3 protein-coding genes are annotated in these 4,127 nt (G+C 67.9%); 2 read left to right on the top strand and 1 reads right to left on the bottom strand.

What is annotated here, in order from left to right; all coding sequences use genetic code 11:
* Nucleotides 1–249 precede the first annotated feature (249 nt).
* Nucleotides 250–714, top strand: a complete 465-nt coding sequence (locus tag G4D87_RS34400; protein WP_163786904.1) for a tetratricopeptide repeat protein — start codon at nucleotides 250–252, stop codon at nucleotides 712–714.
* 52 nt (nucleotides 715–766) lie between these two features.
* On the opposite strand, the gene G4D87_RS34395 is transcribed toward G4D87_RS34400, so the two are convergent.
* Nucleotides 767–1,564 (bottom strand): carboxypeptidase-like regulatory domain-containing protein, encoded by a 798-nt coding sequence (locus G4D87_RS34395; protein WP_205507830.1) that lies wholly within the window; start codon nucleotides 1,562–1,564, stop codon nucleotides 767–769.
* Between the two features lie 205 nt (nucleotides 1,565–1,769).
* Between G4D87_RS34395 and sctV the strand changes: the two genes are divergently transcribed.
* Nucleotides 1,770–3,893 carry a type III secretion system export apparatus subunit SctV gene (gene sctV / locus G4D87_RS34390; RefSeq protein WP_163786903.1) on the top strand — a complete coding sequence of 708 codons (2,124 nt, stop codon included), beginning with the start codon at nucleotides 1,770–1,772 and terminating at the stop codon, nucleotides 3,891–3,893.
* Nucleotides 3,894–4,127 lie beyond the last annotated feature (234 nt).

Genomic DNA, 4,127 nt, shown 5'->3' with positions numbered 1-4,127 from the left:
GTAAAGAAGTTTGGGAAGCGGGTGGTTTGCGGCGGCGCTGCTTACAAAAGGATTATGGGGGAAAGGGGGGCAGAAGTTTCCTCCCCATTTTCTGATCCATTTTTTCTCGGCGGCCGCGGGAATATCGCGTCCGAAGCGGCGCACCGTTTTGGTGGAAGCGCCGATAACAGTCTAAGCTCCCGGCGCCCGGCGCCGCTTGCCCTACCGGCTCCGGGGCCGTCCTCCCGCCCTCGTGAGGGATGTGTGCAGATGACGACTGAATCCAAGGCAACGGTGACCAACGACGACGTGAAGCCCCTGTCCGGCCCGGAGATGCTTGAACGGGCCACGGAAGGCTTCAACCTCTTCCAGGACGGCCGCTTCCGTGAGTCGCTGACCTTGTTCCAGTCCCTGGCGTCCATGGACCCCACCGAGGCCTACTTCCAGACGGCGCTGGGCGCCTGCCACCTGGCACTGGAAGACCTGGACCTGGCGGAGTCCTACTTCAACCGCGCCATTGAACTGGACCCCACGGACCTCACGCCCTACGTCAACCGCGGGGAAGTCCACCTGCGGCTCGGCAAGGTCCACGAGGCCGCTCGGGACTTCAATCACGCGGTGGGCCTGGACCCCGAAGGGCAGGATCCGCTCAGCGCCCGGGCCCGGATGCTGGCCGCCGCGGCGCTGGAGAGCGCCGAGGAGTCCCCGTCCTCCGAATCCGACGGCGCGGCGTAGGCGCGGGCGGGGCCGCTCGAAGGCCCCGGCCCGCCTCCCCTGGCCCTGGGGTTCAGGGGAACTTCAGCTCGACGTCCACGCGGTACGGACCGTCCCCACCGTCGATGATGGGCTTGAAGTCCGCCGTCACGGATTCGGCGTAGGTGTCCTGGCCCTGCACGCGCACGACCAGGGGGCGGACGGCTTGTCCCGGCGGCGCATAGCGCCCCGTCACCGAGTAGCGCCCCAGCGGGAGGTCCGGGAAGCCGAAGCCGTCGGGCGTGTTGGTGCCCCGGCCCGTCACCGGCGTCCCGGCGCTGCCGTCCACCAGGGTGCCCACCGGGGTGAGCGTCAGCTCCACGTGCTCTCGCTGCAGGGCTTGATCCGGGTCGGCCGGGTCCACGTAGTCCGTCAGGTTGAAGTAGACGCCGCTGCCGTAGGCGCCGCCCTCGGGCTTCGCGCCGGTCAGCTTCCAGCTGAAGTCCCGGACGGCGCCCTCGTTGCCCGCGAAGGGGGTGGCGTTGCTGGGGTGCAGCTCGAAGGTGTAGCTGCGGCCGTTGAAGTCGCGCTTGAGCCGCGCGCTGGCGTTCCAGGTGGTCGCCGCCTGGCCCAGCTCCAGCCGGTAGGTGCCGTCCGCGCCCGTCACGCCCACCACATTGGAGTCGTAGAGGACCTGGTTGTCGGCCACCACCTCCACCCCCGCCAGGGGCTTGCCGGCGGTGTCCGTGGCCTTGCCCTTGACGACGTTCTTCTCCCCGTTGCCGGAGGGGCCAGGGCCGCTGGAACCGCCGTCCGTGCAGGCCGAACAGGCCAGGGACGCACCCAGCAACATCAGCGGAAGACCCCTGCCCAAGGCATTCTTCAGTCGCATCGCGTTCTCCCAGGTTTCATGTGGCCTGTCAGGGGGATGAACCCGCGTGGCGGGGCGCGGTGCAAGAACGAATGTCCACTTCGGTTGACTGCCCGGCTGCTTCCGCACGAGGGGGAACGGCGGGTTTCGCCGTGGGGGAGGGGGCCCTTCGCGACGCCCCCCCTGACAGAAGGTACCCGGGTTGTCCTAGGATGCCTGACCGCTGATGGCTGCCACCAATCCGAACAGCTTCCTCTCCAAGTACTCCGACATCGTCCTCGCCGTAGTGGTCGTGGCCATCGTCGGGATGATGATCGTCCCGCTGCCCACGATGCTGCTGGACGTGCTGCTGACGCTGAACATCAGCATCTCGGTGGTGCTGCTCCTCGTGTCCCTCTACGTGCCAGCGGCGCTGCACCTGTCGGTGTTCCCGACGCTGCTGCTCATCACCACGATGTTCCGGTTGTCGCTCACCATCTCCACCACGCGTCTCATCCTCCTCACCGGTGACCCGGGAGAGGTGGTGGTCGCGTTCGGAAACTTCGTGGTGCAGGGCAACTTCGTCGTCGGCGCCATCCTCTTCATCATCCTGGTCATCGTGAACTTCATCGTGATTTCCAAGGGCTCGGAGCGCGTGGCCGAAGTGGCCGCCCGCTTCACCCTGGACGCGATGCCCGGCAAGCAGATGTCCATCGACGCCGACCTGCGGGCCGGCTCCATCGACCAGGACCAGGGCAAGAAGAAGCGCCGCGACCTGGAGCGTGAGAGCCAGCTCTTCGGCGCCATGGACGGCGCCATGAAGTTCGTGAAGGGCGACGCCATCGCGAGCATCATCATCACCGTCGTCAACATCATCGGTGGCCTCATCATCGGCGTGACGCAGAAGGGCATGTCCGCTGGCGACGCGGCGCAGAAGTACACGCTGCTCACCATCGGTGACGGTCTGGTCGGCATGATTCCCGCCATCCTCGTCTCCACCTGCGCCGGTATCATCGTGACGCGCGTGGCGGGTGAGGAAGAGGGCAATCACCTGGGCATGGACATGGGCTCCCAGCTGACGGCCTACCCGAAGGCCATCGCCATTGCCGCCGGCATGCTCATCGTCCTGGGCCTGGTGCCCGGTCTGCCCAAGGTTCCCTTCTTCCTGCTGGGCATCGGCGCGGGCCTGGGCGCCTGGACGATGCTGAAGAAGCAGAAGCAGGCCGTGGAGGCGGAGGATGCCGGCCCGGCCATGGAGACGGACCTGGGCACGCCGATGGCCTCCGAGCCCGCGCCCAAGGAAGCCCTCAACCCGGACTCCGAGCTGTTCATCCCCGTCGTCACGCCCATCGTCCTGGAGGTCTCCGACGCGCTGGTGCCCTTCGTGGACTCGCGCCAGGACAACGGGAAGTTCCTCTTCGAGCTCATCCCGTTCATGCGGGATGGCCTCTTCGTGGAGCTGGGGGTCCGCTTCCCGGGCGTGCGTGCGCGTGGCAACGGCTCGCTGCCGCCGGGCGCGTACCAGATTCAAATCAACGAGGTGCCCGTCGTCACCGGCCAGGCCACGCTGGGCCACGTCCTGGTGAACGACACGGTGGACCGGCTGCGGCTGATGAACATCCAGGGCTTCGAGGCGGTGAACCCCGCCACCCGGCAGTCCGCCGCCTGGGTCCCCGAGCAGTATCGCGACACGCTGGAGGCCGCCGGCCTGACGACGTGGGACGTGCCCGGCTACATCATCCTGCACACCGCCGCCGTGCTGCGGCGCAACGCCCGCGAGTTCGTCGGCGTGCAGGAGACGCAGACGATGCTGGAGCAGCTGGAGAAGGCCTTCCCCGCCATCGTGAAGGAGGTCGTCCCCAAGGTCGTCAACGTGCTGAAGCTGACGGACATCCTCCAGCGCCTGGTGGAGGAGGAGATCTCCATCCGTGACTTGCGCGGCATCCTCCAGGCCCTGGCCGAGTACGGGCAGGTGGAGGCGGACAACGTGATGCTCACCGAGCATGTCCGCGCCGCCCAGCGCCGCTACATCTCCCACAAGTACGCGCGTGGCACCGGCACCCTGGTGGTGTACCTGCTGGATCCGAACATCGAGGACGCCATCCGCGGCTCGGTGAAGCGGACCTCCGCGGGCGCGCACCTGGCGCTGGAGCCGGAGCTGGCGCAGGAAATCGTCCAGGCCGTGCGTTCGGAGTGTGGCCACCTGCCCCCCAGCGCGCAGCGGCCCGTCATCCTCACGGCCATGGACATCCGCCGCTACGTCCGCAAGCTGCTGGAGTACGAGTTCAACCCGTCGTTCTCCGTGCTCAGCTACCAGGAGCTGTCGCCCGAGCTGAACATCCAGCCGGTGGCGCGCATCTCCACGCGCTAGCCGCGGCGTGCGCTTCCGCCCGCGCGTCCAACTCACGCGCGGGCGGGCGGGGTGCCTGCTCTCATGGGGGCAGGGCCCCCGCCCGCGACGCTAGGCGCCCGCGAGCACGGCAATCATCAGCACCAGGAAGACCAGGCCCACCACGCCCATCACCACGAGGGGCACGAGCTTGCCCTTGTCCTTGAGCGCCGCCATCGCGCCCGGCTGGGCGGGCTCATCCGGCAGGGGGTACTC

The sequence above is a fragment of the Myxococcus vastator genome, assembly GCF_010894475.1.
GTDB classification, from domain to species: domain Bacteria; phylum Myxococcota; class Myxococcia; order Myxococcales; family Myxococcaceae; genus Myxococcus; species Myxococcus vastator.
This window is presented reverse-complemented; position numbering and strand designations above follow the sequence as displayed.

Bases quoted from the DNA above. Each gene is read 5' to 3' on its own strand.
- G4D87_RS34400 (WP_163786904.1), top strand. From the start codon at position 250: ATGACGACTGAATCCAAGGCAACGGTGACCAACGACGACGTGAAGCCC.
- G4D87_RS34395 (WP_205507830.1), bottom strand. From the start codon at position 1,564: ATGCGACTGAAGAATGCCTTGGGCAGGGGTCTTCCGCTGATGTTGCTG.
- sctV (WP_163786903.1), top strand. From the start codon at position 1,770: ATGGCTGCCACCAATCCGAACAGCTTCCTCTCCAAGTACTCCGACATC.